Source organism: Vibrio sp. Isolate33 (genome assembly GCF_022397895.1).
GTDB lineage: Bacteria > Pseudomonadota > Gammaproteobacteria > Enterobacterales > Vibrionaceae > Vibrio > Vibrio pomeroyi.
In genome coordinates this window covers 17,614-43,554 of the sequence record NZ_JAKEUP010000028.1, presented here as the reverse complement: position 1 = coordinate 43,554, position 25,941 = coordinate 17,614, and the positions used below count along the sequence as shown (strand labels likewise).

Genomic DNA, 25,941 nt, shown 5'->3' with positions numbered 1-25,941 from the left:
GACTTGCATGTGTTAGGCCTGCCGCCAGCGTTCAATCTGAGCCATGATCAAACTCTTCAATTTAAGATTTTGTGACTCAACGAATACTGACTTCAAAACTAATATTTACCGCTCTTTCGAAAAAGAACAGAAACATGTAATTCTAAAGCCATTACCATTCCAACAGAATGGTAATGAATTGACTGTGCCAAATAACCGAAGTTATTTGTATTGGTCACTCAGTTCATTGAAATCATTTTGATTCCGAAGAATCTGTTTTATCTAACGATAAAACGTTTTGATATTCATCAACGAGTGCCCACACAGATTGATAGGTTTAAATTGTTAAAGAGCTTCTCTTCGTTGTGACTTACATCACTTCGGAAGAGGCGGCCATTCTAGCGACTTAATCCTCAGTGTCAAACACTTATTTGGAATTAATTTCTACTTTCTAAAAGTAGGAGCGAATAATCACTCAAAGCTAGTTGCCTTTACTAACATTCTGCGCTGAAGCCTTGTGGCGTCTGCCGTGTCAGTGAGGCGGCATTATAGAGATGCCGCTCTTATTGGCAAGCATTAAATGCGTTTTTTATTGAAAAAAGAGGTTAAGCGAAGACATTTCAACCAAGGGCTTATTTATACCACTTTCACCCCAAGTTTCGAACAAATTACCCACAACACCTTGTGGATAACTACTCTCCGTTATCAAAAAAGTAAGATAAACGAGCTCTTGGGTTTAGATACTCTCTCACTTGTTCCGGTAATTTACTTGGATGAACGGCATTGACGATTTTTATCTCTTTAACAAAGAGGTCAATAATCGGAGCTTGGGTTCTTGGTACGCTCGGATCATAGATAAGAACATTCGGATAAAGCATATGATTGGCATTAACTGATATCACAATCCCAATCGAATCATTTGAAAGCTGCACTACCGTTCCCGGCGGGTACACCCCCATAAACTTGACCAGCAAACTCAAGTTGTCCTGACTATATAGATGCTTGCAACTCTTATATAAGTGAGACAATGCCAGATACGGGATCATTTGTTGAGATTGCGTTTTACCATGGCAAAGGTTATCAAATGCATTAGCCACTGCGATTATCTTGGCAAATTCATCTATCTCATCTTCTTTTAAGCCTTCAGGATAACCAGAACCATCATTCATCTCATGATGTTGAGCAATCACCTTTTTGGCCCTTTCAGGAAAGTCATCAATTGTTGAGACAATATCTGCACCATATTTAGTGTGAAGCTTTAAGTAGTTTTCTTCCGGTACCGTAAGCGCACTTTGTTTTCTTAATATAGCGACTGGTATTTTGATTTTGCCTACATCGTGGAACAACGCTGCGAAGGAAAGGTCTTTTAATTGCTGCGTATTGTAACCTTTCGCTTTACCTATCATCAGCGCGACGACAGAAACATTCAGTGTATGAAAGTAGATGTCTTCAAAATCAGCTTTAGCATTCATAAGGTGCAATGTGACGTTATCATCGCTTACTAATGTTTCGACAATGTCATCGACCAGAGCTTTTACCTCCCCTACTGCATCTAAAGGTCGGTTACGGATCTTGGTCATCACAGAACGCATGCGAGCAAGCGAACGTTCGAACTCTTTCTCGCAATGACTCACTCTGCGACGATAAGAGCTTAGAGTTTCGATACGTTCATGCTTATCTTTCCACATTCTTTCTGCTTCAAGGCTTACTTGTAAATCAGTATCGGCTTCTTGCTCAATCACATGGTTAGCAGGTAGAGGAGATGTATCGCTTTGATTCAAGTTTATATAGACGTGCTTAATCCCAAGATGTCGAATTACCTTTACTTGGGCGTCATCTTTGATTTTAAAACTGTTGAATAAAAATGGGTGTTCATTCCATTTTACGGGGAGTCGTATATGCAGACCGGGCTGAATGCGATCTACGGTAATCTTTATGCTGCCCATTTTTATATATAATATTGATTAATAATCTCTATTTATAATTCTAATAAAACCAAGCAGCAATTTCACTATCCAATTTCACAGGTTCAATTTAAAGAATCGCAATGCACCATCCAGCGTATCCCAAACTTATCTTCGACCTTACCAAACCTAGCCCCCCAAAAAGTATCCGCTAACGGCGTCATTACGCGACCATCTTGCTTTAGCTTTTCAAAGATTTGCTCTTGAGTTGCGGTATCTTCAGTAACAAGAGAGAGCGCAAGGTTGTTCCCTTCTAGTTCTTTTGCCTTTACACCATCAGACATCATGAGCTTCATACCAAATGCTTCGAACTCAGCATGCATAACCCAATCAGGTTGAGCTCCCTCTATTACCTGTGGTGCATCACTAAAGAGTTGCTTAGATAAAACCACACCGCCAAAACACTTATGATAAAAATCCAACGCTTCACTACAACGACCATCAAAAAACAAGTAAGGGGTTACTGTCAGCATATCTCTCTCCTCTGTTATTTATTTAAACATAGACAATAGAAGAAGGAATGACAGGTAACAGTATGATTTAAGATGATTAATTTATTAGGAAATGAAATTACGAAGGGAAACTGCGAGATTTAGGAATGAAACAATAAGATCTGACTGATTAGACAGGTACTGATCTCGTAACCACTAAGGCAACGCTTTCCGAACTCCAGATACAACAAAGCCCCGACATGAGTCGAGGCTTTATCATTTAAATATGGTACCAGTAGGCGACTTGACTGGGCTTGCATCCAAGCCGACACGCTGGGTTTCAAATTCACAAACGCCCAAAACGACGAAAGGCCGCTATAAAAGCGACCTTTCTATATATGGTACCGGTAGGCGGACTTGAACCGCCACGCCCGAAGGCAACGGATTTTGAATCCGTCGTGTATACCAATTTCACCATACCGGCATTATCTTGGGGCATTGCCCTGTCGATGTTTGGCATTATACGTATGCGAACTGATGTGGCAAGTATAAAAACTTGAATTCATGTGTGTTTGCCGATAATTTCGCCACTAAGTCATAAGCTGTGCGTCATGTCTCTTTTCAGGTCAAGCCTTAAACTATATTCTGACGCCTCAATTTTTAAAGAAGTAATAACACCATGACATCAACAAACACTCTGCCACCAGCTGGGATAATGCGCCGATTTGGTGCCTTGTTCTATGACGCTCTTATCGTAATCGCTATTGAGATGATGGCGGCTGGCGTCATTGTTGCTCTGCTACACGCACTCATGGCTCTTGGCGTTTTCAATCATAGTGGATATGCCGATGTTAGTGACTTCTTAACTAACCACCCTATTTGGAGTCCTGCTTACACTTTTTACCTAGTAGTGGTTTGGGTGTACTTCTTTGTGTTCTTCTGGACAAGAGCAGGCCAAACGTTAGGGATGAGAGCTTGGAAGCTACGAGTTCAAAACAAAGATGGCTCTGCGATTACAATCACTCAAGCACTAATTCGCTTAGGTACTTCAGGTTTTGGACTAGCAAACTTGTGTGTTCCATTCGACCCTCAAAAACGTGGCTTCCACGATATCTGGGCAAAGACGGAAGTGGTCGTGTTACCGAAAGCTCGATAACACCATTATTCGAAATCCAAACAAGATCAAAAAAGGAAGGCGTTATACCTTCCTTTTTTCTATCTACAGTTTTCGCCTCAAGAGCATAATGGCAATTCCGAGGAACACCACGCTCGGGGCTATCGCACCAAAGGCCGGTGGTATTTGATAAACCAAACTGACTGGGCCAAAGAACTCACTGGATATATAGAAGGTAAAGCCAGCGATAACACCAGACAAAATCCTAGCTCCCATGGTCACACTTCGCAGCGGACCAAAGATAAACGATAGTGCCATCAACATCATTACTGCTATCGATATAGGTTGAGTTATCTTTCTCCACAATGCCAGTTCATAGCGTGATGCATCTTGCTCTGACGCCTTCAGATAAGACACATAATCATACAACCCACTCAAAGACAGCTCTTCTGGTTTAACCGTTACTATCGCAAGCTTATCTGGAGCTAGTGATGTCTCCCATCTATAAGTGGGTAAACTTTCTTTAGTGATCTGGATTTCATTTTCGAACGACGTAATCTCCACATCGTTCATAGTCCAAACATTGTCTCCAACGTAATCCACTTCTTCAGAGTAGATAGCCGTTTTAAGTGCTTTGTTCTCATCAAAGCGCCACATGTTCATACCGTAAAGCTTCTCATCATCTATTTTAACGATAAAGATGAAGTCATTGGCGTCACGAGCCCAGACACCGCTTTGAGTCGAAATAATATTACCACCAGCAATCGAGATAGTTCTTAAGTCACGAGCCATCTTCTGAGCTTGAGGCGCGCCCCATTGACCAAGAAGAGTCACGACGATCATGAGTGGGATAGCGGTTTTGAGTACCGATAAGCCAATATCTAACTTAGAGAAACCTGCCGCCTGCATAACGACCAGCTCAGAGCTCGCAGCCAGCATACCTAAACCAATCAATGCACCAAGCAATGCCGCCATTGGGAAGAACATTTCAATATCACGAGGAATACTCAGTAAAACGAAATACAGGGCTTGCAATAGATCGTATGTGCCACGACCAACCTTTCTCAGCTGCTCTACATACTTGATGATCCCTGAAAGACCAACAAACGTCACCAAAACCAGCGACGTTGTTGCGATGATGGTTCTGCCTATATATAAATCGAGAATCTTAAACACGGCTTAAGCCAACCTCTTATTCTTGAATTTTTCTTTCAAACGCCTTACTGGCACGCTATCCATAAAGTTTGCACCAATCGCGACAAATAACAATAACGCATTAATTGGCCACATGCCGATTACCGCCGGGATACTGCCCTCTTCAATAGAAGATTTAGTCGCACTGATTGCCAAGAAGTAAGTCAGATAAATGAGAATAGCCGGACCAATCTTTGCAAAGCGCCCTTGTCGAGGGTTTACCGCAGACAGTGGCACAACAAGCATGGTCAACAACGGAATACAAAGTACCAATGAAATACGCCACTGCAATTCCGCTTTCGCACTATTGTTAGGATTACCAATCAGTTCAAGAGTTGAAATCGCTTCCCAATCTCGACCTTTTTTCTCCACTTCACGCTGACCAATCAGCCCTTCGTATTCTTCAAAGTGCGTCACCATATAATCAAGACGTGTAGGTACACCTTCATGACGCGTACCATCGTACATAACGATGACTTGGCGACCATCACTGAGCTCTTTTACATCCCCTGACTTCGAGAACATCACACTCGGCAGAACTGAATCACGTGGGCGCATTTGAGCAACGAACACGTTTTCTAGCTTGTTACCGTCGATATCATCGATGAATACTACAGACGAGCCATCTGGCGTGCCTTCAAACTTACCCTTAGGTAGCAAATCGACACTGTTCTCTGCGGCGACTTCTTCATACATTTGTTCAACTTTGTCTTGCGACCAAGGAGATAACCAAAATGAGTTAAAGGCTGCAACCGATGCAGTAATCAAAGCTAAGTAAAGCGCAGATTGGATCAGGAATTTATTACCGATACCCGTAGCGTTCATCACTACAATTTCACTTTCAGCGTAAAGGCGGCCAAAAGTGAGCAAAATACCAATATAGATACTGAGTGGCAGCATCAACAAACCCATTGCTGGCATATTTAGACCAACAATCGACAATATGAGACTCGCAGGGATATCACCATCAGAGGCGTCCGCTAAAACACTGATGAATTTTTGGCTGAGAAACACGAGAAAGAGAACAAAAAAGATCGCAAATTGGCTCTTGATTGTCTCGCGGATCAAATATCTAACAATAATCACGCTCAAATTACCTATACAAAACTTGTTTTTTTGATTGAATCACTATAATTTCCCGTTGAACCTTTTATTTTTTTAAATTTTTAGCTAAGTGTTAGCGTTCTTCTTTAAGGTTAGTTCCATTATAGGATCCAACAAGTAAGAACCCATTATCTAACATTTAGTTCGATTTGTCTTCAGGATGTAGGAGTACGCATGGAGTTCAGTGTAAAAAGTGGCAGCCCAGAGAAACAGCGCAGCGCATGTATCGTTGTCGGTGTATTCGAACCGCGCCGCCTTTCTCCAGTAGCCGAGCAATTAGATAAGATTAGCGATGGCTACATTAGTTCACTGCTTCGTCGCGGTGATCTAGAGGGTAAACCTGGCCAGATGCTACTACTGCATCAAGTACCTGGTGTACTTTCAGAACGTGTTCTACTGGTAGGCTGTGGTAAAGAACGTGAGCTAGGCGAGCGTCAATACAAAGAAATTATTCAAAAAACCATCAGCACACTAAACGAAACAGGTTCTATGGAAGCAGTATGTTTCCTTACAGAACTTCACGTTAAAGGCCGCGACACTTACTGGAAAGTTCGCCAAGCGGTAGAAGCGACTAAAGATGGTCTTTACACATTCGACCAATTCAAGAGCAACAAGCCAGAGACTCGTCGCCCACTACGTAAATTGGTATTCAACGTACCAACACGTCGCGAGCTAAGCCTTGGTGAAAAAGCGATTTCTCACGGTCTTGCTATTGCTTCTGGTGTGAAAGCGTCTAAAGACCTTGGCAACATGCCACCAAACATTGCTAACCCAGCATACCTTGCCTCTCAAGCTCGTCGCCTAGCTGACGACTTCGAAACCGTAACGACTAAGATCATCGGTGAAGAAGAGATGGAAAAACTGGGCATGACTTCTTACCTAGCGGTAGGTCGTGGCTCTAAGAACGAATCTATGATGTCTATCATGGAGTACAAAGGCGCACCTGATTCAGATGCAAAACCGATTGTACTTGTTGGTAAAGGCCTTACGTTCGATTCAGGCGGTATCTCACTTAAGCCTGGTGAAGGCATGGATGAGATGAAGTACGACATGTGTGGTGCGGCGTCTGTATTCGGTACAATGAAAGCATTGGCGAAACTTAACTTGCCAATCAACGTTGTCGGTATTCTAGCGGGTTGTGAAAACATGCCTGGTAGCAATGCTTACCGCCCAGGTGACATTCTAACGACTATGTCAGGACAAACAGTTGAAGTTCTAAACACTGATGCTGAAGGTCGCTTGGTTCTTTGTGATGCGCTAACTTACGTTGAGCGTTTCGAACCAGATTGTGTGGTTGACGTTGCAACACTAACAGGCGCATGTGTTATTGCTCTAGGTCACCACATCAGTGGCGTTCTATCGAACCACAACCCACTGTCTCACGAACTTGTGAATGCTTCTGAGCAAGCAAGTGACCGTGCATGGCGTCTACCAATGGCAGACGAGTACCATGAGCAGTTAAACAGCCCATTCGCAGATATGGCGAACATCGGCGGCCGCCCAGGCGGTACTATCACTGCTGGTTGCTTCCTGTCTAAGTTCACTAAGAAATATCACTGGGCTCACCTAGATATCGCAGGTACAGCTTGGAAATCTGGCGCAGCGAAAGGCTCGACAGGTCGTCCTGTCTCAATGCTAGTCCAATTCTTATTGAACCGCAGCGGCCATGAGACTGAAGAGCAATCTTCAAAATAATAAAAAGGGCCTACGGGCCCTTTTTTAATAAGCGCTATTTGTCAGAGTCTATTGAGCAAGTAAGATGAATAGCCACGATTTCCAGTTCGAGTATTAAGTATGCAGACAGCTACGTTTTACATAGTGTCATCAGATAGCCCGCAAGCCAGTGAAGAAGGTTTTGCTCACTATGTGCTGTTTCTTGCTCAGCACTTTGCGAAACAAGGCGCTAAACTTTACCTCAACTGTAATGACAAAGAACATGCCGAGCGTATCGCAGAGATTTTCTGGCAAGTTGAACCCAGCGAATTTATTGCGCACAACTTAGTTGGCGAAGGTCCGAAATATTCAACCAACATTGAAATTGGCTACCAAGGTGTAAAACACAATTGGAATCGTCAGCTAGTAATTAATCTGGCCGATAATCATACAACCTTTGCGAACGCCTTTGCTCAGGTGATAGACTTCGTTCCTTGCGAAGAAAAAGCTAAGCAACTCGCTCGAGAAAGGTATAAAATTTACCGCCAGGCTGGATATCAGCTACAAACTATCGAGATTCAACATCCATAGTCAAACCTCATAGTTAAAGCTATCTTTGGATTTAGATTCAAGAAGCTTCACTTATGAAGTTTGACCACGATTAACCATTCACAGTATCCGTTTAAGAGCACTATGGAAAAGACATACAACCCAACATCAATCGAACAAGCTCTGTATCAGACTTGGGAAGAGAAAGGCTACTTTAAGCCACACGGTGACACATCAAAAGAAGCTTACAGCATCATGATCCCGCCACCGAACGTCACTGGCAGCCTACACATGGGTCACGCGTTCCAAGACACGATCATGGATACGCTTATCCGTGCTCAACGTATGAAAGGCAAAAACACGCTTTGGCAAGTGGGTACTGACCACGCTGGAATCGCAACTCAAATGGTTGTTGAGCGTAAGATTGCTGCTGAAGAAGGCAAAACAAAACACGACTACGGCCGTGAAGCTTTCATCGACAAGATCTGGGAATGGAAAGGCGAATCAGGTGGCACGATCACTCAACAACTTCGTCGTCTTGGTGCATCTGTAGACTGGAATCGTGAGCGATTCACTATGGATGACGGCCTATCGGCTGCGACTCAAGAAGTATTTGTTCGTCTATACGAAGAAGACCTAATCTACCGTGGTAAGCGTCTAGTAAACTGGGATCCTAAACTGCACACTGCAATTTCTGATCTTGAAGTTGAAAACAAAGACAAAAAAGGCTTCATGTGGCACTTCCGCTACCCGCTTGCGAACGGTGTTAAAACAGCTGATGGCAAAGACTACATTGTTGTTGCTACTACGCGTCCAGAAACCATGCTTGGTGATACTGGCGTAGCCGTAAACCCAGAAGATCCACGTTACAAAGATCTTATCGGTAAAGAAATCCTGCTTCCTGTTGTGAACCGTCTTATCCCTATCGTAGGCGATGAGCACGCAGACATGGAAAAAGGTACAGGTTGTGTGAAGATCACCCCTGCTCACGACTTTAACGATTACGAAGTTGGTAAGCGCAACAACCTACCAATGATCAACATCCTAACGTTCAACGCTGATATCCGTGATGCTGCTGAAGTATTCACAACCAACGGCGAAGAGAGCGATGTTTACTCAACAGATATCCCTGCTAAATACCAAGGCATGGAGCGCTTTGCTGCTCGTAAAGCTATTGTTGCTGAATTCGAAGAACTTGGTCTTCTTGAAGAGATCAAAGATCACGACCTAACCGTACCTTACGGCGACCGTGGTGGCGTAGTTATCGAACCAATGCTGACTGACCAATGGTACGTACGTACAGCACCTCTTGCTGAGCCTGCAGTTAAAGCCGTTGAAGATGGTCAAATCCAGTTCGTGCCTAAACAGTACGAAAACATGTACTTCGCGTGGATGCGTGACGTTCAAGACTGGTGTATCTCTCGTCAACTTTGGTGGGGCCACCGCATCCCAGCATGGTATGACAACGATGGTAAAGTTTACGTAGGTCGTACTGAAGAAGAAGTTCGTGAAAAGAACAACCTAGCGCCTGTTGTTGTACTTAAGCAAGACGACGACGTACTGGATACTTGGTTCTCTTCTGCACTTTGGACGTTCGGCACACAAGGCTGGCCTGAAGATACTGAAGCACTAAAAACATTCCACCCATCTGAAGTTCTAGTATCTGGTTTTGATATTATCTTCTTCTGGGTTGCTCGTATGATCATGATGACCATGCACTTCGTGAAAGACGAAGATGGCAAGGCTCAAGTACCTTTCAAAACCGTTTACATGACAGGTCTTATCCGTGATGAAAACGGCGACAAGATGTCTAAGTCGAAAGGTAACGTACTTGACCCAATCGACATGATTGACGGCATCGGCCTTGAAGAGCTAGTAGAGAAGCGTTGTGGCAACATGATGCAACCTAAACTGGCTGCTAAGATCGAAAAAGCAACACGTAAAACTTTCGAAAACGGTATCGAACCATACGGTACTGACGCACTGCGTTTCACTCTTGCTGCTATGGCTTCAACGGGCCGTGACATCAACTGGGACATGAAGCGTCTTGAAGGTTACCGTAACTTCTGTAACAAGCTATGGAACGCAAGCCGTTACGTACTGATGAATACAGAAGAGCACGATTGTGGCATGTCACTGTCTGTTGAAGACCGTGCAAACATGGAATTCTCTCTAGCAGATAAGTGGATTGAATCTCAGTTTGAAGTTGCAGCGAAAGAGTTTAATGCTCACCTAGACAACTACCGTCTAGACATGGCAGCAAACACGCTTTACGAATTCATCTGGAACCAATTCTGTGACTGGTACCTAGAGCTAACTAAACCTGTTCTTTGGAAAGGTACTGAAGCTCAACAACAAGCGACTCGTTACACGCTTATCACGGTTCTAGAGAAGACTCTACGTCTTGCTCACCCTGTTCTTCCTTACATCACTGAATCTATCTGGCAGAGTGTTAAGCCGCTAGTAGACGGCGTTGAAGGCGAGACAATCATGACTCAAGCGCTTCCTCAGTTTAACGAAGATAACTTCAATGCTGAGATCGTTGAAGACATCGAATGGGTTAAGACTTTCATTACCGCTATCCGTAACCTACGTGCGGAATACGACATTGCACCAAGCCAAGGCTTAGAAGTAATGATCAAAGTCGCTGATGAGAAAGACGCTGCTCGTATCGAAGCGAACAAGATCGTTCTAAACTCTCTAGCTAAACTAGACGACATTAAAGTTCTAGCAGACGGCGAAGAGACTCCGGCTTGTGCAACTAAACTGGTTGGCAAATCTGAGCTGATGATCCCGATGGCGGGTCTTATCGACAAAGATGCAGAGCTTGCTCGTCTAGATAAAGAAGTCGCTAAGACTCACGGTGAGATTAAGCGTATCGAAGGTAAGCTAGGTAACGAAGGTTTCGTAGCTAAAGCACCAGAAGCGGTTATCGCGAAAGAGCGTGAGAAGCTTGAAGGTTACCAAGAGACTCTTGTTAAGCTTGAAGAGCAAAAAGCGACCATCGCTGCTCTTTAAAACTGAATGAACGAGGAGGTTTCTACCCTCTCGCTCTAGATAAAAAGGTTGGCCTTTATGGTCAGCCTTTTTTTATGCTCCAAGTTCCAGTCTAGTCAAACTCACTCTAGTTAATTGATAGCTTTTGCCTATCAAAACAATCTTAACTACCCATTAGATTTAATGATAATAATTCTCAATAATAGTTCTATCGAAACAACACAACGACTGAGCAATTATCATGAAAAAGACACTAACCTTTGCTGCATTACATTTTACTATCGCATTTAGTGTCGCTTACGTACTAACAGGCGACATCTTAATTGGTAGCTTAATCGCTATGATTGAGCCTTCTGTGAATACCGTCGCCTTCTATTTTCATGAAAAGGCGTGGGCGCAAGTTCCAGCGCTTAAGGCTCGTCAATGGATGACAAAGTTAAAAACAGCAAGCTTTGCAACCATTCACTTTAGTGTTGCCTTTACCGTCGTCTACTTGTTGACTGGCGATGCCTTCATCGGCGGCGTGATGGCTTTGCTTGAGCCAACTTTAAATACAGTTGCTTACTACTTCCATGAGAAAGTGTGGCTACGAAAAGCAGAAAGACAAACAGCCCAACCTCAGTTCTGTTTGCACCAACATGCTTAATTAAGAGAATTTACCATTGACAAAGTTGCGCACCGCAATTAAATTAATTGCGGTGCGCAACTTTACTTAAAGGTGAAAATTATGGATGCTCGAAAGCTAAGACAATACTCCCGCCAAGCCGTGCGCTTACTGGGTATGCTTGATAAACAATGTGGTGAGGTCACGCTCACTCCTGTCCAATCTCATGCATTAGGAGAGATCCAACTCCAACCTTTAACCATCAATCAATTAGCACAACAGCTCAATGTCGATAAATCTAATGCCAGTCGAACGGTGGCTGGCCTCAGCAAACTTGAGTTGGTAGAGACTATCGAAAATCCAAAAGACAAACGCAGCCAATTGGTGACACTGACGTCTCTTGGGCAAAACATGTTGAGTCAATTAGACGTGCAACAAAACACCTTTTTCGAAGACATGCTGCTGACTCTCAATGAAGATGAACAACAACAGCTGAAAGTTGGATTGGAGGCTTACTTAAAAGGGTTAGCGAATGTCTGCCAAACTGACGAATTCATACTTCGCCCACTCACTCAATCAGATAACCCGCAGTTAGCCGAGGTGATTCGTAAAGTTTCAGCGGAACATGGGCTAACCGAAGATAAAGGTTATGGCGTGGCTGATCCTACCCTTGATGACATGTACTCTGTCTATAACAAAGAGAACGCAATGTACTGGGTGATCGAATATCAAGGTGAAGTGGTAGGTGGCGGTGGTTTTGCGCCATTAGCAGGCCGAGCAGATGTGTGTGAGCTGCAGAAAATGTACTTCCTACCACAAACCCGAGGGCAAGGTTTGGCAAAGCGCATCGTAGCTCAAAGCCTAACACTGGCTAAGCAACTTGGTTACCAACACATGTACTTAGAAACAACGGAATGCTTGGGTGCTGCAGTAAAACTCTATGAAAAACTGGAGTTTGAACACCTTGATTCAGCTTGGGGAGAAACAGGCCATGATGCTTGTGAAGTTGTCATGGCCAAAGCGTTATAAGTATCAGACGCTAGTTGCTAGCTTTTAACGTAAAAAGTTACTCACACAAGACGCTGGATTTAAGGCAACGAAAGAGCTCTCTTTTTGCCCATCGAGTTCAACTTCTAACTGGTATAAGTGCTTAGGGTTAGGCTTCTCAAGGTTAAATACCATAGGAGCCTCCACCTGAAACACAACGCCAGTATGCTCAGCTCGCACATCTATCGGCATCACGAGTGTCATGCCGTTGAACTTAATTGATGCAGATACCAAACCTGCTTTTAGCGTCTGATAAATCACATCCACTTTAAACTCACAGCCACCACCGTGGTGCCAGATCTGCTCTGTGACGACTTGTTCTAGTTTGACGTTTCGAACGAACTGTAGGTACGGTGCTTGCCAAATCCCGATGCGTGAATCAGATTTAGCGATAGCCTGCGAAGATATAGACTCATCCATATCTTCCTCGAGTAACAGGCTCTCCTCTTCTTCAAGGAAAAGGATCTCAAAACGGTTTCGGCCAGACTGCATATAAGGGCGGATATCTTTGCGATATTCAGCTTGGCTACCATCGCAATCAAACACAGCCACACCATTAAGTCGTACTTCAGCAAAGTAATCGACACCCGCTACGACTAACTCAACGAATGGGCAGGCCAACATAGCATCATCAACTTCGATGTCATGCATCAGGTGCCACTCTTGCTCTGCGATTTCATCTTCACTTAAGCTATCAGGGAGCTTTGAGCTTAATGGAGCAGGAAAGGTAATGTCATCTTGTGGGATAGAGAGATCCGTCAGTGGCGAAATTTGCCAAAGACCATCGAGAAGTAACCGCATATCATTCCTTGAGCCAGATCAATTTTGACCGCATTATAATGAATGAATGCATTTAAAGACATTTATTTTTCTGAGGATAAAAAAATGCCAACTCTAGGCTGGCATTCTTTCAAACTGGGAAGAAATTACTCTTCGCCTTCATCATCTTCGTCAGGGTAGATAGCATCTTCACCTTCGTAGTAAGTGCCCCAACCGTCGTAGATAATGTCGAATTTCTCTGCAAGGTTCACAAGCTTCTCAACTTGCGCATCGATCGCCTCTGCATCTAAAGCTGACTGCATGGTTGCATCACAACAAAGTAGCTTGTTGCCATCTTCGTCTTCTGTCTCTTCAGCTTCAAGCACTTCAAAGCCCATTTTGAATGCTTCAACAACTGCTTTCTCAAGCACTTCGAAATCTTCAGCAAATAGGTGATGCTCGATATCGTATAGAGCTTCAGGATCGCTACCATCTTCAATTAGTGCTGCAATGATGTCGCGAGTCTCTTCCTTTTGAAATTCAATTAATTCCGCTACTGATAGATATTCATCTTCGTGAGACATGTGTCTGCTCCAGAGTGTTGACTATGAAAAGATCAAATTTGATTGCCACGAAATATGGCACGGATCGTCCAGAAAAGCCACCCAGATCAGGCTTAGAAAGGTAAGTTTATCGCCAGATAGCGGGAGCAATATCAATTCAAAAGTGAAATCAAAATCACAGAAACAAATTTTCAACATTTTATTAACTGACGTCTGTTTTAGCATTTCATCTTTATTGTCGCTTCAAGCGTATTTGAATAGAAATTGCGTGCTTAGTCACCACAGATGCATACGCTCAACCCGTTTCAAGGTGCATAAAATCCCAGCTTGCTATCAAAAAGTGAATAATAGTGAATAAAAAGTCACGAATAATAAGCAAAATAGATTTCTCGCACATGGAAAATTGAGCATAGATCCTCAAAACAGTTGTTCCATGAGATATACGCTCAATTAGTGCTTAACCCCAAAAAACCAAATTAATCCGGTTTTTAATACCGTAAATTCAAAAAATACTTTGTATTTACGCAACCTCCAAAACTTGCATATTACGGCCAAGCTTGTCATAAATAGACGCTGGATTAATAGTAAGGATGCAAAATGAGTAAGCTGTACGTTGGCTCCGAAGTCGGTCAATTAAGACGAGTTCTCCTAAATAGACCTGAAAGAGCACTCACCCACCTCACCCCTTCAAACTGTCATGATCTTCTATTTGATGATGTGCTTGCTGTTGAAGCTGCTGGTGAAGAACATGATGCTTTTGCAGAGACACTGCGTAGTCAAGACGTAGAAGTACTACTGCTACACGACTTGCTTGTCGAAACGCTTGCCGTACCTCAGGCTCGTGAATGGCTGCTGAATACTCAAATCTCAGATTTCCGTTATGGGCCGACTTTTGCCCGTGACTTAAGAAGCTACCTTGCTCAAATGGATAATGAGCATCTAGCAACGATCTTACTCGGTGGCTTGGCTTATTCTGAGCTCCCAATCAAATCGTCGTCGATGCTACCTAAAATGCATCGTCCACTCGATTTCGTTATCGAACCACTGCCGAACCACCTATTTACGCGTGATACCTCGTGCTGGGTTTATGGCGGTGTATCGCTGAACCCTATGATGAAACCAGCTCGTCAACGTGAAACAAACCACTTGCGTGCTATCTACCGCTGGCACCCTGTGTTTGCCAGACAAGACTTCATCAAGTACTTCGGTGATGAAGATCTACACTACGACAACGCCAATATTGAAGGCGGTGACGTACTGGTTATCGGTAAAGGCGCGGTACTGGTTGGTATCTCTGAGCGTACTAAACCACAAGGTGTTGAAAACCTAGCAGCGAGTTTGTTCCGTTCGGGTCAAGCAACCGAAGTGATTGCTATCGATTTACCAAAACACCGCTCTTGTATGCACCTTGATACGGTGATGACCCACATGGATATCGACACTTTCTCAGTCTACCCAGAGATTGTTCGCAAAGATCTAGATACTTGGCGCCTAACACCAAAAGAAAATGGTGAGATGCGTGTAGAGAAAGCGGAAAACTACCTGTCAGCAATTGAAGGGGCTCTAGGCCTTGATCAGCTGAAGATCATCACAACTGGCGGTGACAACTATGAAGCTGAACGCGAGCAGTGGAATGACGCTAACAACGTACTGACAGTGAAACCGGGTACTGTTATCGGCTATGAACGCAATGTTTACACCAACGAGAAGTACGACAAAGCGGGCATCGAAGTTCTGACAATTCCAGGCAACGAGTTAGGTCGTGGCCGTGGTGGCGCTCGTTGTATGAGCTGTCCTATCGAAAGAGACGGCATCTAAGCTGATAGTTCAATAGAGCAAGCACAATAACTTATCTAGGCCAGTACCATCGTACTGGCCTTTTTCATTAAATAAATAAAATAAATATTCACAAATATAGCATTTTTATGTTTAACTGAATTCTTCATTGATTCTATATACACAAGGAGCGAGAGATGGCCTTTAATCTTCGCAATCGTAACTTTCTAAAACTTCTCGACTTTACTCCTAAAGAGATTCAGTTTTTACTCGATCTGTCTGCTGACCTGAAAAAAGCTAAGTATGCAGGTACAGAGCAGAAAAAGCTTAACGGTAAAAACATCGCTTTGATCTTTGAAAAAGCATCAACTCGAACTCGATGTGCTTTTGAGGTAGCGGCCTTTGATCAAGGCGCTCAAGTCTCTTATTTAGGCCCCTCTGGTTCTCAGATTGGTCAGAAAGAATCAATGAAAGATACAGCTCGAGTATTAGGTCGTATGTACGACGGCATTGAATACCGTGGTTTTGGCCAAAGCATTGTCGAAGATCTTGGCGCATACGCTGGTGTGCCGGTTTGGAACGGCTTAACCGATGAATTCCATCCGACTCAGATCTTGGCTGACTTCCTCACCATGATCGAACATGGTCGTGGTAAACACCTACACCAAATCAGCTTTGCTTATCTAGGCGATGCGCGTAACAACATGGGTAACTCACTGTTAGTTGGTGCTGCGAAAATGGGCATGGATATTCGCCTTGTCGCGCCAAAAGCCTTTTGGCCAGAAGAACAACTTGTCGAAGAGTGCCAAGCCATTGCACAAAACACTGGTGCCAAAATCACGCTAACCGAAGACGTTGCTGAAGGCGTGAAAGGTTGTGATTTCCTTTACACCGATGTTTGGGTCTCGATGGGCGAGGCGCCAGAAGCTTGGGACGAACGTGTTGCTGTTATGACGCCTTACCAAGTGAATATGGAAGTTATTAAGCTCACTGGTAACCCTCAAGTGAAATTCATGCACTGCTTACCCGCTTTCCACAACAATGACACTGTGATTGGTCAGCAAGTCGCTGACAAGTATGGAATGAACGGCTTGGAAGTGACGGACGAAGTGTTTGAATCTGACTACTCAATTGTATTTGATGAAGCAGAAAATCGCATGCACACCATCAAGGCGGTTATGGTCGCAACGCTTGGTCAATAGACAATAATGAAAGTAAACAAAAGCTTGATGTAATCGCTTGCGCTCACAAATTGAAAGCGTATAATTCTCGGCAATTTGTCTGAGAGTAGTGAAAATGACGCCAAGCAATGTTGTGATAAAACATAATAAAATTGTGAAAACACCTAATATTGCTCGCAAGCTAGCATGCTTGCCAGGCCGTCTATTCTGCTTTTCAGCACTTTTTTAAAGCCTCCCATTATGGGGGGCTTTTTTATGGCTAATACATTATTGTGGGGAAGAAGATCATGGCGAATTCGCTCTATCAAAAGCACATCATCTCAATTCCAGAGCTTTCTCGTGAAGAGCTAGAATTAATTGTTCAAACGGCAGGTCAACTTAAAGCTGAACCAAACCCAGAACTCATCAAGAACAAAGTTGTTGCCAGCTGCTTCTTCGAACCTTCAACACGAACTCGTCTCTCTTTTGAAACTGCGATTCAACGCATCGGTGGTGATGTGATTGGTTTCGACAGTGGCGGTAATACTTCACTGGCGAAGAAAGGTGAAACGCTAGCAGACTCAGTGCAGGTTATCTCTTCATACGTTGATGCTTACGTAATGCGCCACCCTCAAGAAGGTGCTGCACGCCTAGCTTCTGAATTCTCTAACGGCGTACCTGTGATTAATGCAGGTGACGGTGCAAACCAACACCCGACACAAACACTATTAGACTTGTTCTCTATCGCTGAAACACAAGGCCGCCTAGATAACCTAAACGTGGCATTCGTTGGTGACCTTAAGTACGGTCGTACGGTTCACTCTCTGACTCAAGCACTCGCGAAATTCGACAACATCTGTTTCTACTTTGTAGCCCCAGAAGCGTTGGCGATGCCTGACTACATTTGTGAAGAGCTTGATGAAGCGGGCATCAAGTACCAACTACTAACTGACATGGAAGATGTGATTCCTGAACTGGATGTTCTGTACATGACGCGAGTTCAAAAAGAGCGCTTTGATGAGTCGGAATACGCGCACATCAAATCAGCGTACATCCTAACGGCTGCACTTCTAGAAAACGCACGCGATAACCTGAAGGTTCTACACCCTCTTCCTCGTGTTGACGAAATTACTATCGATGTCGATAAAACACCTTACGCTTACTACTTCCAGCAAGCCGAGAACGGTGTTTACGCACGTGAAGCATTGCTAGCCCTTGTTCTTAACGAAACGCTGTAGAGGAGAGATATCATGTCTAAAGAGACTCAATTAAAAGTTGAAGCAATCAGAAACGGTACTGTTATCGACCATATCCCAGCGAACATCGGGATCAAGGTGCTAAAACTGTTCGACATGCACAACTCTCACCAGCGTGTGACCATTGGCCTAAATCTGCCGTCATCTGCACTAGGTGGAAAAGACCTGCTCAAGATTGAGAATGTGTTTATTACAGAAGAACAGGCAAGCAAGCTAGCGCTTTACGCACCTCACGCAACAGTGAACCAAATCGAAGATTACGAAGTGGTTAAGAAGTTAGCCTTAGAACTTCCAGAGCAAATCAACGATGTGTTCGAGTGTCCAAACACTAACTGCATTACACACAACGAGCCTGTTGAAAGCAGCTTTAAGATCTTTGAAAAGAAAGAAGATATTCGATTGAAGTGTAAGTACTGCGAAAAAGTTTTCTCTCGCGAAATCGTGACAGAAAGATAACATCATACGGCAACCCGTTTGAACGCAAAAACTATCAAATACCTCGCCTGTGCGGGGTATTTTGCGCTTTACCTAGCCTAAGTTTGAAGGCACACTGAAAAACGATTTTTATCTAATAACTGATGGAATAAACCAATGACTAAAGTACTTCACACAGAATCTGCTCCAGCTGCAATCGGCCCATACGTACAAGGTGTTGACCTTGGCAACATGGTACTGACTTCTGGTCAAATCCCAGTAAACCCAGCAACTGGTGAAGTATCTGCGGATATCGCAGTGCAAGCTCGCCAATCTCTAGACAACGTTCAAGCGGTTGTTGAAGCTTCAGGCCTGACTGTAAAAGACATCGTAAAACTAACGGTATTCGTTAAAGACCTAAACGACTTCGGCACAGTAAACGAAGTTTACGGCAAATTCTTTGATGAGCACGGCGTTGCAAACTACCCTGCGCGTTCATGTGTTGAAGTAGCTCGTCTGCCAAAGGATGTCGGTATCGAGATCGAAGCTATTGCGGTTCGTAAATAGTCTTTCTAAATCTAAAATAAACGTCTGAGCATAAAGCTGAGCGTTTAGCAGATACAAAAAAGGTTGCCCTATTGGCAACCTTTTTTATTGTTCAGCGTTTTGCTCAATTACTTCTTGTTGAGCTCAACCACTTCTTTGTCTAATTCTTCAAGTTTCGCAGCCATTTGCTCACGAGCTAAGTTAGCCAGTTCACGAACGTTAGACTTATCAAAACCTTCAGTGCTGATTGGTGGCAGCATCTCAACAATCACATGACCATTGTTCCAACGGTTTAGCTTCACGCCACCGGTTGAGCTACACACGATAGGGATAATCGGTAAACCAGCGCCAATTGCAGCGTGGAAAGCACCCGTTTTGAATGGCAGCAAACCACGGCCACGAGAACGAGTTCCTTCAGGGAACATCCATACAGAAACATCGCTCTCTTTTAGGCTAGTCACTACCTGATCAATGGTACCTACTGCTTTGCTGCGGTTAGCACGGTCAATAAGAATGTTACCCGTCAGCCAGTAAAGCTGACCAAATAGCGGCATCCACACTAGGCTCTTCTTACCAACCGTCACAACTTTAGGCGTTACCGCTGATGAAATCGTGAATAGATCCCAGCTGTTCTGGTGGTTCGCCACATAAACATGTTGGCCGCGAGAGTATGCATCTTCTGGGATACGAAGTTCTAACTTCATACCGAAAATTTTCGACATACGGCCGAAGTAACGGCCAAAGGTAAATACGTGTTTCGGGTTACGTGGGCTCAGTAAACAGTAACCACACCCAAACACAAACATAAGAACCGCAAATATCGCCACTGCGAAAATACGTAATATTGCTATCATTTTGTTCCTCACCAACCGCTAAGCGGATTCATCTATTCGCACAAACACTGGCAATAGATTCACTTGCGGTAAATACAACTATAAAAAAGCCGAAACCAAGGTTCCGACTTTTGTGTTTTCATTTTACTGATTCATGAACTCACTAACCTAAGTTAGCTAGACTCACGAAATCGTGTAATGTTTGCGCCTAGGGCTGACAGTTTATCTTCAATCTTATCGTAGCCACGATCGATGTGATAAATACGGTCAACAATAGTTTCACCTTGAGCGATACAGCCAGCAATAACAAGGCTCGCTGATGCACGAAGATCCGTTGCCATTACTTGAGCGCCGCTCAATTTTTCCGTTTCGCCACAGATAGCCGTGTTGCCTTCGATTTCTGCTTTTGCACCCATTCGCTGTAATTCAGGAATGTGCATGAAGCGGTTTTCAAAGATAGTCTCAGTGATAACACCACTGCCCTTCGCCATCATGTTAAGCAAAGTAAACTGGGCTTGCATGTCGGTTGGGAAACCAGGGTGAGGTGCTGTTACGATTTTCACCGCTTTCAGCTCACGACCTGTCATATCAAGGCTGATCCAGTCTTCGCCCGTTTCAACCTTCGCACCCGCTTCTTCAAGCTTCGCTAATGCAGCTTCAAGAAGATGAGCGTTAGTGTTACGACAAACGACTTTACCGCCAGATACTGCTGCTGCAACAAGGAACGTACCCGTTTCAATACGGTCTGCAACCACAGAGTGTTGACCACCACCAAGGCGTTCAACCCCTTCGATAGTAATCGTGTCTGTACCTGCGCCAGAGATCTTAGCACCTAGCTTGTTTAGGAAGTCTGCGGTATCAACAATCTCAGGCTCACGCGCAGAGTTGTCTAATACTGTTGTACCTTCCGCTAGTGTTGCTGCACACATGATAGTAATCGTAGCGCCAACGCTTACTTTATCCATCACGATGTGCGCGCCTTTCAGACGGCCATCAACGCTTGCTTTAACATAACCATCTTCCAACCTAATCGTTGCACCTAGCTGCTCTAGGCCATGGATATGCAGATCAACTGGACGAGCACCAATCGCACAACCACCAGGAAGTGACACTTGGCCTTCACCAAAACGAGCTACCAGTGGACCTAAAGCCCAGATAGAAGCACGCATTGTTTTTACTAAATCGTAAGGCGCACAAAATTCATTAATTTCGCTGCCATCAACATGAACACTACCGTTACGTGATACTTTAGCGCCAAGACGCTTTAGTAGTTCCATCGTAGTATCGATGTCACGTAGGTGAGGAACATTACTCACTTCCACTGGCTCTTCAGCAAGAATTGAAGCAAATAAGATAGGTAGCGCTGCATTTTTTGCGCCTGAGATCGTCACTTCACCGCTTAGCGGCTTGTCCGATCCAATAACTCGAAACTTTTCCATCATAAACCTTAAAGTGACATCAGTTTCTTATCACGTTCCCACTCTTCTGGCGTGAAAGCCTTAATAGAAAGAGCATGGATGTCATTGCGTTGAATGTATTCCATTAGTGGGCCGTAGATTAGTTGCTGCTTCTTAACTCGATTCATGCCGTCAAAACATGGATCAACTGCAACAACTTCGTAATGACTGCCTTCACCCTTCACGAAAATCTCTTGAAGGTTCAGTGCCTCTGCTAATAATTCTTGTACTTTTGTGCTGTCCACAAATAGCTCCTGCCTAATTTTTTATGTGTTCTGCCATCATTGGCTGGATATTGCTCAATTGGAACAACGTTCGTAATTGTTCTGGCACGAAACTGAGCATTATATGACAGTTTTGATTTTTTGCATGCTCTAATAAGTGAATTAGCATCACCATTCCTGCTGAATCGACTCGATTTATATGGCTAAGGTCAATTTCAACGCTCGATTCCGTTGTTTGCCACTTTTCCAATATACGCCAGATTGCAGGGACACTGTCTCGGTCGATATCACCGAGCAGCTGATACTCTTTAGAGCTTAGTGCTTGCCATTGAGAATGGCTCATTATTTGTTACTCTCAAAACGAATCGGTTGTGCGGCCAGTTTCTCTAGTTCGTCGGCAACTTGTAAGATGCCTTCCTGACGAATCTTAGTATTCCACTCTGACTGCTTGCTCGATAACAGGCTAATACCTTCGGCAACCATATCAAATGCCTTCCACTCGCCCGACTTTTTGTCTTTGCGAAGCTTAAATTCAAGCTTGATGTTTGGTCGCGGCGAATCGATGATGTCTACCTTGATACTGGTAATACGACTATCCGCTTTGATTTTTGGTTCAGGACCAAATTCAATTGTCTGATCGGTATATTGAGTCAGTACCTGAGCGTAAGAAGAAACCAGGTATTTACGGAATGAATCGATAAATACACGCACGTCTTTTCTATCCGCGCCTTTCAGGTTTGGCCCTAGTAACTTAAGTGCTGCATATTGCGCATTCACATAAGGCATCAACTCTTCTTCCACAATGACCTTCAATAATTCTGGGTCTTGGTGGATGTTGTCTTGTTCGCTCTTCAGACGATCAAATGCAACTTCTGCTACTTGAGTCATCATCTGGTACGGCTGAGTACGATCAATCGCTTCTGCAGCAAAAGCTTGAGCCGACACCAGAAAAGCGACGGCTGTCAGAAACCATATCTTCAATAATTTATTCATCTTTAACATATGCCTACTCCTTAGCTTCGCTATCATCAGAACCACCAACGCTATACAGCACTTGGCCAATCAAATCTTCTAGTACCAATGCCGACTTAGTGTCTTCAATCGAGTCACCATCAACCAACATCTCTTCATCATCAAAAATGAAACCCGGCACCAAGCTGATGTACTGCTCACCGATTAAGCCAGATGTTAAGATTTGAGCACTAGAGGTATCTGGAAATTGTGAGTACTTCGAATCAATAGACAATTGAACCACTGGAAGGTAGCTCTCGGTATCAAGTTCAATGCTTTGAACTCGGCCAACAACCACACCACCCACTTTCACAGGAGAACGAACCTTTAGGCTACCAATGTTGTCAAAGGTCGCTTTTAGGTTGTAAGTATGGTTCGAACCTATACCTTTTACGTCAGCGACTTGAAAGATCATGATTAAGATTGCGCAAATTCCGGCAATAACAAAGGTGCCGACCCATAATTCTAATTTTCGAGTTTGTTGCATGATTAATTCCCAAACATCAATGCGGTAAGAACAAAATCTAGCCCTAATACCGCTAGAGAAGAGTGCACTACTGTGCGTGTGGTTGCCTGACTGATACCTTCAGAGGTCGGTACCGCATCATAACCATTGAAAAGTGCGATCCAAGTGACGGTGATAGCGAAGACCATACACTTGATCATGCTGTTACCAATATCTCGGCCTAGCTCAACAGAAGACTGCATCGCAGACCAGAAACTACCGTGGTCAATACCTTTCCAATCAACACCCACTAACTGACCGCCCCAAATACCTACCGCCATAAAGATCATAGCAAGCAATGGCATTGAGATAAGCCCGGCCCAAAGTCGTGGTGCAATAATGCGTTTTAGAGGATCAACGGCCATCATCTCAAGACTTGAGATCTGCTCCGTAGCCTTCATTAGGCCGATCTCAGCCGTTAACGCCGAACCTGCGCGACCTGCAAACAGCAGTGCAGTCACCACAGGGCCAAGCTCACGTAGTAATGAGAGCGCGACCATTTGACCAAGGTTGCCCTCAGCACCGTAGTCAATTAACACAACATAACCCTGCAGGCTAAGTACCATGCCAATGAACAGACCCGAAACTAAAATAATAGCCAATGACTGAACGCCAACGCTATAGAGTTGTTTTACTAATAAAGGGAAGTTTTTTAGTCGCGGGATGCCAAACAAAGCCCCGAATAACATCAGGCTTGCTCGACCAAATGACTCGCAAATCGCAAGTGTGCGTTTACCGACACCCGCAATACTTTTAGCAATCATATTAAAACAAATCCTTTTCTAGACTTTGTGCTGGGAATCTAAACGGCACCGGGCCATCAGCTTCACCTTGCAAGAATTGCTGCACTCTCGGATCGTCGTTGTTGTGCAACTCTTCCGGCGTTCCCGCAGCAATGATTTTGCTATCGGCCATAAGGTAAACCCAATCCGCAATACTCATTACTTCTGGAACATCGTGAGAAACGACAATCGAGGTTAAGCCCAACGCTTGATTGAGGTTACGAATAAGCTCAACCAAAACACCCATAGTGATTGGGTCTTGGCCAACAAACGGTTCATCGTACATGATGAGTTCTGGATCCAAGGCAATAGCACGTGCCAACGCCGCTCTTCTCGCCATGCCACCAGACAATTCACTCGGCATTAACTGTGCCGCCCCTCGTAACCCTACCGCCTCAAGCTTAAGTAATACGATGGTACGAATAAACTTTTCATTCAGTTCAGTGTGTTCACGTAGTGGAAACGCCACATTATCAAAGACATTGAGATCCGTAAAAAGTGCACCCGACTGGAAAAGCATGCTCATTTTTTTTCGTGCTTGATACAGCTTTCGACGTGATAATGCAGGGATATTGTCGCCATCAAACCAGATTTCGCCTTCATCTGGCGGCAATTGACCACCAATCAAACGCAGCAAGGTCGTTTTACCGATCCCTGACGGCCCCATGATTGCGGTTATCTTGCCTTGAGGTACCTCTAAACTTATATCATCAAAGATAACGCGATCACCGCGTGAAAAGCTGAGGTTCTTAACTTTCACAAGCTCAGTGTTCAACATATTTTTGTTGTTTCCTTGCTTTAAAAAACGCCATTTATGGCTGCAATAATAATGAGTCTACTTTAGAATTAAAAGCACTGTTCGATTAATTCATATTAAACAGAAAAGTATGGCAGGGATTTGAAAGCATTGAGAAATTATCCATTCGATTCTATTTCTTTACTACTAACTGGTAATTAATTTGTCGAGTGACTTCCCTTTTAACTAGCAACAAGTCAAAATTAGCGGTTAATTCTCCGTTTTTTATTAATTTTTAGGAATCATCATGCTTGAAGCGATTGCGTTTCTTATTATCGGTCTAGGTTTTTTGGTGTGGAGTGCAGATAAGCTGGTTTACGGTGCCGCTGCTCTTGCTCGAAACTTCGGTATTTCACCACTAGTTATCGGTATGACGATCTTAGCAATGGGGTCTTCGGCTCCTGAAATGATGGTTTCTGCAACTGCAGCCCTTGATGGCAAAACAGATACAGCCGTTGGTAACGTTTTAGGTTCAAACATCGCCAACATCGCCCTGATTTTAGGTATTACAGCGCTGATTAAGCCATTATCTATTAGCTCAGGCGTGATTCGTCGTGAACTCCCATTAATGATCGGTGTCACTCTATTAGCGGGCGCCCTATTGTGGGACAACCACCTAGGCTTCTATGAAGGCGTGTTGTTGTTTGTTCTTTTTGCCGCGTTTCTGTTTGCTATGTTGCAAATCAGTCGCAGCGAGAAAAAGAACGGCGATGCTTTCCTTGATGAACAAGAATCAGAGATCCCTGAAGGCGTAAGTAACCCTAAAGCCGCAATGTGGGTGGTGATTGGTCTAATCGTCTTACCTTTAGCTGCTGATATGCTAGTAGATAACGCTGTGATCATCGCGAAATTCTTCGGCATGAGCGACCTTGTGATTGGTTTAACCATCATTGCCGTTGGTACAAGCCTTCCTGAACTTGCTGCATCACTGGCTGGTGTAATGAAAGGTGAAGATGATATGGCCGTGGGTAATATCATCGGTTCAAACGTATTCAACATCCTTGCCGTTATGGGTATCCCAGGCATCTTGAACCCTTCAATCTTAAGCGAGTTTGCAATGGGCCGTGACTTCTGGGTAATGCTAGGTGTATCACTATTGCTTGTTGTGATGGCGCTAGGAAAATCACGCAGTGTGAATCGTATTGAAGGCGGCGTGTTAATCGTGACGTTCGTGGCCTACCAGAGCTACCTATTAATGAACATGTCAGCTTAATTGTTGATTT

The 25,941-nt window shown here is 44.0% G+C and carries 26 protein-coding genes, 1 tRNA gene and 1 rRNA gene; 12 read left to right on the top strand and 16 right to left on the bottom strand.

The features are described 5' to 3' along the window. The 4 genes from L1D37_RS22930 to L1D37_RS22915 form a co-directional block, all read right to left on the bottom strand. Positions 1-63, bottom strand: a 16S ribosomal RNA gene (locus tag L1D37_RS22930); the annotation flags it as partial. A gap of 608 nt (positions 64-671) precedes the next feature. Further along, a complete protein-coding gene (locus tag L1D37_RS22925) occupies positions 672-1,925 on the bottom strand; it encodes an HD-GYP domain-containing protein (RefSeq protein WP_239849247.1) in 1,254 nt (417 codons plus the stop codon). Positions 1,926-2,008: 83 nt separating this feature from the next. Next, entirely contained in the window at positions 2,009-2,416 is a 408-nt protein-coding gene (locus L1D37_RS22920; protein ID WP_176680474.1) for a VOC family protein, read from the bottom strand. A 357-nt stretch (positions 2,417-2,773) separates the two neighbouring features. Further along, positions 2,774-2,858 (bottom strand) — tRNA-Leu (locus tag L1D37_RS22915). A 195-nt stretch (positions 2,859-3,053) separates the two neighbouring features. Between L1D37_RS22915 and L1D37_RS22910 the strand changes: the two genes are divergently transcribed. Further along, positions 3,054-3,530: an RDD family protein gene (locus L1D37_RS22910; protein WP_239849246.1), complete on the top strand. Its 477-nt coding sequence runs from the start codon at positions 3,054-3,056 to the stop codon at positions 3,528-3,530. A gap of 63 nt (positions 3,531-3,593) precedes the next feature. Here the strand turns inward: L1D37_RS22910 and lptG are convergent, their stop codons facing one another. After that, entirely contained in the window at positions 3,594-4,664 is a 1,071-nt protein-coding gene (lptG, locus tag L1D37_RS22905) for an LPS export ABC transporter permease LptG (RefSeq protein WP_017633035.1), read from the bottom strand. A gap of 3 nt (positions 4,665-4,667) precedes the next feature. Continuing rightward, a complete protein-coding gene (lptF, locus tag L1D37_RS22900) occupies positions 4,668-5,768 on the bottom strand; it encodes an LPS export ABC transporter permease LptF (protein ID WP_017633034.1) in 1,101 nt (366 codons plus the stop codon). Between the two features lie 192 nt (positions 5,769-5,960). Here lptF and pepA point away from each other — a divergent pair, with 192 nt between their 5' ends. The 5 genes from pepA (at position 5,961) to L1D37_RS22875 (ending at position 12,618) form a co-directional block, all read left to right on the top strand. Beyond that, positions 5,961-7,481, top strand: a complete 1,521-nt coding sequence (gene pepA / locus L1D37_RS22895; protein ID WP_017633033.1) for a leucyl aminopeptidase — start codon at positions 5,961-5,963, stop codon at positions 7,479-7,481. A 99-nt stretch (positions 7,482-7,580) separates the two neighbouring features. After that, positions 7,581-8,030, top strand: a complete 450-nt coding sequence (locus tag L1D37_RS22890) for a DNA polymerase III subunit chi (RefSeq protein WP_017055302.1) — start codon at positions 7,581-7,583, stop codon at positions 8,028-8,030. Between the two features lie 102 nt (positions 8,031-8,132). Then, a complete protein-coding gene (locus L1D37_RS22885) occupies positions 8,133-11,006 on the top strand; it encodes a valine--tRNA ligase (RefSeq protein WP_239849245.1) in 2,874 nt (957 codons plus the stop codon). A 220-nt stretch (positions 11,007-11,226) separates the two neighbouring features. Then, positions 11,227-11,631, top strand: a complete 405-nt coding sequence (locus L1D37_RS22880; RefSeq protein WP_086715536.1) for a DUF2061 domain-containing protein — start codon at positions 11,227-11,229, stop codon at positions 11,629-11,631. 81 nt (positions 11,632-11,712) lie between these two features. Continuing rightward, a complete protein-coding gene (locus L1D37_RS22875) occupies positions 11,713-12,618 on the top strand; it encodes a bifunctional helix-turn-helix transcriptional regulator/GNAT family N-acetyltransferase (RefSeq protein WP_239849244.1) in 906 nt (301 codons plus the stop codon). 24 nt (positions 12,619-12,642) lie between these two features. Here the strand turns inward: L1D37_RS22875 and L1D37_RS22870 are convergent, their stop codons facing one another. Continuing rightward, the gene (locus L1D37_RS22870; protein WP_239830684.1) at positions 12,643-13,437 is read right to left on the bottom strand and encodes a hypothetical protein; all 795 of its coding nucleotides are present in this window, start codon (positions 13,435-13,437) and stop codon (positions 12,643-12,645) included. A 125-nt stretch (positions 13,438-13,562) separates the two neighbouring features. Further along, positions 13,563-13,979 carry a ribonuclease E inhibitor RraB gene (rraB, locus tag L1D37_RS22865; protein WP_017633027.1) on the bottom strand — a complete coding sequence of 139 codons (417 nt, stop codon included), beginning with the start codon at positions 13,977-13,979 and terminating at the stop codon, positions 13,563-13,565. 576 nt (positions 13,980-14,555) lie between these two features. Between rraB and arcA the strand changes: the two genes are divergently transcribed. The 5 genes from arcA (at position 14,556) to L1D37_RS22840 (ending at position 19,131) form a co-directional block, all read left to right on the top strand. Further along, complete coding sequence (gene arcA / locus L1D37_RS22860; RefSeq protein WP_239849243.1) at positions 14,556-15,776, top strand: arginine deiminase; 1,221 nt, start codon at positions 14,556-14,558, stop codon at positions 15,774-15,776. A 155-nt stretch (positions 15,777-15,931) separates the two neighbouring features. Then, complete coding sequence (locus L1D37_RS22855) at positions 15,932-16,936, top strand: ornithine carbamoyltransferase (protein ID WP_239849242.1); 1,005 nt, start codon at positions 15,932-15,934, stop codon at positions 16,934-16,936. Positions 16,937-17,202: 266 nt separating this feature from the next. After that, positions 17,203-18,132, top strand: coding sequence for an aspartate carbamoyltransferase (pyrB, locus tag L1D37_RS22850; protein WP_132764310.1), 930 nt, complete (start codon positions 17,203-17,205; stop codon positions 18,130-18,132). A 12-nt stretch (positions 18,133-18,144) separates the two neighbouring features. Next, positions 18,145-18,606: an aspartate carbamoyltransferase regulatory subunit gene (gene pyrI, locus L1D37_RS22845; protein WP_017632290.1), complete on the top strand. Its 462-nt coding sequence runs from the start codon at positions 18,145-18,147 to the stop codon at positions 18,604-18,606. 135 nt (positions 18,607-18,741) lie between these two features. Next, complete coding sequence (locus L1D37_RS22840) at positions 18,742-19,131, top strand: RidA family protein (RefSeq protein WP_009847729.1); 390 nt, start codon at positions 18,742-18,744, stop codon at positions 19,129-19,131. Between the two features lie 107 nt (positions 19,132-19,238). Here the strand turns inward: L1D37_RS22840 and L1D37_RS22835 are convergent, their stop codons facing one another. From L1D37_RS22835 to mlaF, 8 genes are all read right to left on the bottom strand, one after another. Beyond that, complete coding sequence (locus L1D37_RS22835) at positions 19,239-19,964, bottom strand: 1-acylglycerol-3-phosphate O-acyltransferase (RefSeq protein WP_239849241.1); 726 nt, start codon at positions 19,962-19,964, stop codon at positions 19,239-19,241. Positions 19,965-20,116: 152 nt separating this feature from the next. Further along, positions 20,117-21,382, bottom strand: coding sequence for a UDP-N-acetylglucosamine 1-carboxyvinyltransferase (gene murA / locus L1D37_RS22830; RefSeq protein WP_239849240.1), 1,266 nt, complete (start codon positions 21,380-21,382; stop codon positions 20,117-20,119). An 8-nt stretch (positions 21,383-21,390) separates the two neighbouring features. Continuing rightward, positions 21,391-21,645 (bottom strand): BolA family iron metabolism protein IbaG, encoded by a 255-nt coding sequence (gene ibaG, locus L1D37_RS22825; RefSeq protein WP_017058924.1) that lies wholly within the window; start codon positions 21,643-21,645, stop codon positions 21,391-21,393. Between the two features lie 13 nt (positions 21,646-21,658). Further along, positions 21,659-21,967: a lipid asymmetry maintenance protein MlaB gene (locus L1D37_RS22820; RefSeq protein WP_004735315.1), complete on the bottom strand. Its 309-nt coding sequence runs from the start codon at positions 21,965-21,967 to the stop codon at positions 21,659-21,661. Further along, the gene (locus L1D37_RS22815) at positions 21,967-22,617 is read right to left on the bottom strand and encodes a phospholipid-binding protein MlaC (RefSeq protein ID WP_239849248.1); all 651 of its coding nucleotides are present in this window, start codon (positions 22,615-22,617) and stop codon (positions 21,967-21,969) included. Before L1D37_RS22815 ends, L1D37_RS22820 begins: the two co-directional genes overlap by 1 nt. Positions 22,618-22,630: 13 nt before the next feature. After that, entirely contained in the window at positions 22,631-23,122 is a 492-nt protein-coding gene (gene mlaD / locus L1D37_RS22810) for an outer membrane lipid asymmetry maintenance protein MlaD (RefSeq protein WP_017632287.1), read from the bottom strand. 2 nt (positions 23,123-23,124) lie between these two features. After that, positions 23,125-23,904 carry a lipid asymmetry maintenance ABC transporter permease subunit MlaE gene (gene mlaE / locus L1D37_RS22805; protein WP_239849239.1) on the bottom strand — a complete coding sequence of 260 codons (780 nt, stop codon included), beginning with the start codon at positions 23,902-23,904 and terminating at the stop codon, positions 23,125-23,127. Between the two features lies 1 nt (position 23,905). Continuing rightward, entirely contained in the window at positions 23,906-24,700 is a 795-nt protein-coding gene (gene mlaF, locus L1D37_RS22800) for a phospholipid ABC transporter ATP-binding protein MlaF (protein ID WP_239849238.1), read from the bottom strand. A 265-nt stretch (positions 24,701-24,965) separates the two neighbouring features. Between mlaF and L1D37_RS22795 the strand changes: the two genes are divergently transcribed. Beyond that, positions 24,966-25,931, top strand: coding sequence for a calcium/sodium antiporter (locus L1D37_RS22795; RefSeq protein WP_017063737.1), 966 nt, complete (start codon positions 24,966-24,968; stop codon positions 25,929-25,931). Positions 25,932-25,941 lie beyond the last annotated feature (10 nt).

What these genes read in the sequence shown, in the direction of transcription:
- L1D37_RS22795 (WP_017063737.1), top strand. Translation starts at nt 24,966, where the DNA reads ATGCTTGAAGCGATTGCGTTTCTTATTATCGGTCTAGGTTTTTTGGTG.
- L1D37_RS22815 (WP_239849248.1), bottom strand. Translation starts at nt 22,617, where the DNA reads ATGAATAAATTATTGAAGATATGGTTTCTGACAGCCGTCGCTTTTCTG.
- mlaD (WP_017632287.1), bottom strand. Translation starts at nt 23,122, where the DNA reads ATGCAACAAACTCGAAAATTAGAATTATGGGTCGGCACCTTTGTTATT.
- mlaF (WP_239849238.1), bottom strand. Translation starts at nt 24,700, where the DNA reads ATGTTGAACACTGAGCTTGTGAAAGTTAAGAACCTCAGCTTTTCACGC.
- rraB (WP_017633027.1), bottom strand. Translation starts at nt 13,979, where the DNA reads ATGTCTCACGAAGATGAATATCTATCAGTAGCGGAATTAATTGAATTT.
- L1D37_RS22835 (WP_239849241.1), bottom strand. Translation starts at nt 19,964, where the DNA reads ATGATAGCAATATTACGTATTTTCGCAGTGGCGATATTTGCGGTTCTT.
- pepA (WP_017633033.1), top strand. Translation starts at nt 5,961, where the DNA reads ATGGAGTTCAGTGTAAAAAGTGGCAGCCCAGAGAAACAGCGCAGCGCA.
- L1D37_RS22925 (WP_239849247.1), bottom strand. Translation starts at nt 1,925, where the DNA reads ATGGGCAGCATAAAGATTACCGTAGATCGCATTCAGCCCGGTCTGCAT.
- L1D37_RS22875 (WP_239849244.1), top strand. Translation starts at nt 11,713, where the DNA reads ATGGATGCTCGAAAGCTAAGACAATACTCCCGCCAAGCCGTGCGCTTA.
- L1D37_RS22890 (WP_017055302.1), top strand. Translation starts at nt 7,581, where the DNA reads ATGCAGACAGCTACGTTTTACATAGTGTCATCAGATAGCCCGCAAGCC.
- L1D37_RS22840 (WP_009847729.1), top strand. Translation starts at nt 18,742, where the DNA reads ATGACTAAAGTACTTCACACAGAATCTGCTCCAGCTGCAATCGGCCCA.
- L1D37_RS22885 (WP_239849245.1), top strand. Translation starts at nt 8,133, where the DNA reads ATGGAAAAGACATACAACCCAACATCAATCGAACAAGCTCTGTATCAG.
- pyrI (WP_017632290.1), top strand. Translation starts at nt 18,145, where the DNA reads ATGTCTAAAGAGACTCAATTAAAAGTTGAAGCAATCAGAAACGGTACT.
- mlaE (WP_239849239.1), bottom strand. Translation starts at nt 23,904, where the DNA reads ATGATTGCTAAAAGTATTGCGGGTGTCGGTAAACGCACACTTGCGATT.
- L1D37_RS22820 (WP_004735315.1), bottom strand. Translation starts at nt 21,967, where the DNA reads ATGAGCCATTCTCAATGGCAAGCACTAAGCTCTAAAGAGTATCAGCTG.
- L1D37_RS22880 (WP_086715536.1), top strand. Translation starts at nt 11,227, where the DNA reads ATGAAAAAGACACTAACCTTTGCTGCATTACATTTTACTATCGCATTT.
- L1D37_RS22870 (WP_239830684.1), bottom strand. Translation starts at nt 13,437, where the DNA reads ATGCGGTTACTTCTCGATGGTCTTTGGCAAATTTCGCCACTGACGGAT.
- L1D37_RS22920 (WP_176680474.1), bottom strand. Translation starts at nt 2,416, where the DNA reads ATGCTGACAGTAACCCCTTACTTGTTTTTTGATGGTCGTTGTAGTGAA.
- murA (WP_239849240.1), bottom strand. Translation starts at nt 21,382, where the DNA reads ATGGAAAAGTTTCGAGTTATTGGATCGGACAAGCCGCTAAGCGGTGAA.
- L1D37_RS22910 (WP_239849246.1), top strand. Translation starts at nt 3,054, where the DNA reads ATGACATCAACAAACACTCTGCCACCAGCTGGGATAATGCGCCGATTT.
- arcA (WP_239849243.1), top strand. Translation starts at nt 14,556, where the DNA reads ATGAGTAAGCTGTACGTTGGCTCCGAAGTCGGTCAATTAAGACGAGTT.
- pyrB (WP_132764310.1), top strand. Translation starts at nt 17,203, where the DNA reads ATGGCGAATTCGCTCTATCAAAAGCACATCATCTCAATTCCAGAGCTT.
- L1D37_RS22855 (WP_239849242.1), top strand. Translation starts at nt 15,932, where the DNA reads ATGGCCTTTAATCTTCGCAATCGTAACTTTCTAAAACTTCTCGACTTT.